2 protein-coding genes are annotated in these 2,163 nt (G+C 69.5%); both read left to right on the top strand.

The genetic code is table 11. The features are described 5' to 3' along the window. Nucleotides 1-522: winged helix-turn-helix domain-containing protein (locus ACE3S9_RS18890; protein ID WP_374548021.1), on the top strand; the 522-nt coding region annotated here is incomplete at its 5' end. A gap of 7 nt (nucleotides 523-529) precedes the next feature. Continuing rightward, nucleotides 530-1,942 (top strand): ATP-binding protein, encoded by a 1,413-nt coding sequence (locus tag ACE3S9_RS18885; RefSeq protein ID WP_374548020.1) that lies wholly within the window; start codon nucleotides 530-532, stop codon nucleotides 1,940-1,942. Nucleotides 1,943-2,163 lie beyond the last annotated feature (221 nt).

Below are 2,163 nucleotides of genomic sequence, written 5' to 3'. Positions count from 1 at the left end.
ATCGCCGTCCTCACCGGCTGGCGCGCGGCGGGCCGGGCCATGCCCGTGCTGATCCTCACCGCCCGCGACGGCTGGACCGAAAAGGTCAAGGGCTTCGACGCCGGCGCCGACGATTATGTCGCCAAGCCTTTCCATATGGAGGAAGTCCTGGCCCGGCTGCGCGCGCTGTTGCGGCGCGCGACCGGCCACGCCACCAGCGAGCTGACCTGCGGCCCGGTCTCGCTCGACACCCGCTCCGGGCGCGTGCTGGTCGCCGGCGCCGCCGTCAAGCTCACCTCGCACGAATATCGCCTGCTCGCTTATTTGATGCATCACGCCGGCCGGGTGGTGTCGCGCAGTGAGATCGTCGAACATCTCTACGATCAGGATTTCGACCGCGATTCCAACACGATCGAGGTGTTCATCGGACGACTGCGCAAGAAGCTCGGCGTCGACGTGCTGCAGACGGTGCGCGGCCTCGGCTATGTGATGGAGCCCGGTCCCGCGCCGGAGCGTCAGGGGGCTTTGAGCCCGACGCGGTGACCTTCGCATGATCCCGCGCGCCAAATCCTGGGGGCTGTCCGTGACCCGTTTCGCCGCGACCTCGATCGCGACGCGGCTGTTCGTTTCCTCGGCGGCGGCCTGCGTGGTGATTCTGACCGTGGCGGGTCTGGTCCTGACCGCGCTTTATCGCGACACCGCCGAAGCGGCGCTGGATGAGCAGCTCGGCGTCTACCTGCGGGCTTTGGTCGCCGACATCGCGGCGCCGCGCGACGATTCCTCCGAGGCCGGCCAGCTCGCCGAGCCGCAGTTCGAATTGCCCTTGTCGGGCTGGTACTGGCAGATCACCCGGCTCGACGTCAGCCCGGCCGATATCCGCGCCTCACGCTCTTTATTCGCCTCGCGTCTGCCGCGCCTGCCGGATTCCGCCGCCGTGCCGGGCCTCGACGGGCGCCGGAGCGGCGAGATCGTCGGGCCGGACAACAAGCCCTTGCGCATGCTGGAGCGGGTCATCAACGCCGGCGACCAGGGCCATTTTCTTGTGCAGGTGGCGGCGACCACCCAGACGGTGGATGGCCAGGTCGCGCAATTCGAGATCGACATCGGCGTGACTTTCTTCCTGCTGGCTTTGCTGCTGGTGGCGGCCATGGCCTTTCAGGTGCGCTATGGTCTGCGCCCGCTGCGGCAATTGCGCCGCGACGTGGTGGCCGTGCGGCGCGGCCAGGCGGAGGGCGTCGCCGGGGAATTTCCGCAGGAGATCGCGCCGCTGGCGGAGGAGCTGAATCTGCTGATCGGCGCCAATCGCGAGATCGTCGAGCGCGCGCGAATCCAGGTCGGCAATCTCGCTCATGCCCTGAAGACGCCGCTGAGCGTCATCGTCAACGAGGCCGACGCCGAGGATTCGCCGCTGGCGCGCAAGGTGACGGAACAGGCCGAGGTGATGCGCGATCAGGTCAAGTTCCATCTCGACCGCGCCCGCGCCGCGACGCGCGCCGGAGCGATCGGCGCCTCCGCCGATCCGGCCGCTGCGCTCGCCGCCATGGCGCGGGCGTTCGGCAAGATTTATCCGGCGATAGACCTCGCCGTGGATTGCCCGGATGGCCTGCGCTTTCGCGGCGAAAAGCAGGATTTCGACGATATGGCCGGCAATCTCATCGACAATGCCTGCAAATGGGCCAAAAGCGAGGTGCGGGTCGCGGTCGAGGCCCCGCCGCACGGCGGCGGCGACCGGATTTTCCTGCGCCTGACCATCGACGACGACGGGCCCGGCCTCGCGGCGGAGCGCCGCGAGGAGGCCCTGCGGCGCGGCCGGCGGCTCGACGAGAGCAAGCCGGGCTCCGGGCTCGGCCTGTCGATCGTCACCGATCTCGCCGGCGCCTATGGCGGCAGGCTCGATCTGGGCGAATCGCCGCTCGGCGGCCTGCGCGCCGGCCTGACCTTGCCCGCCCTGCCGGAAGATTGACCGCGCCGTCGTTTGCGGACGTTCCTGGTCATTTTCGGCGCGTGATCGCATTACGCCTTTCGCGCGGCGCCGCTGGCGGCTAGAGCATGTTGTTTTTAGATGGAACCGTCTGCGTTGAGTTGCGGCGAGTCGATCCGCCAGGAGGGGGGCGCGGGGGCGCTGGGGGGGGGTCGGGCCAGCGGGGCGACCCGGCGGGGGGGCGGCGCCACGCAGCCCGCAGG

Origin of the sequence: Rhodoblastus sp., from assembly GCF_041915505.1 — a bacterium.
In the GTDB taxonomy this organism is placed as follows: Bacteria; Pseudomonadota; Alphaproteobacteria; order Rhizobiales; family Beijerinckiaceae; genus Rhodoblastus.
The sequence above is the reverse complement of the archived record's forward strand: the minus strand, read 5'-3'. Positions and strand labels throughout refer to the sequence as shown.

Coding starts and splice junctions, on each gene's coding strand:
- ACE3S9_RS18885 (WP_374548020.1), top strand. CDS start 530: ATGATCCCGCGCGCCAAATCCTGGGGGCTGTCCGTGACCCGTTTCGCC.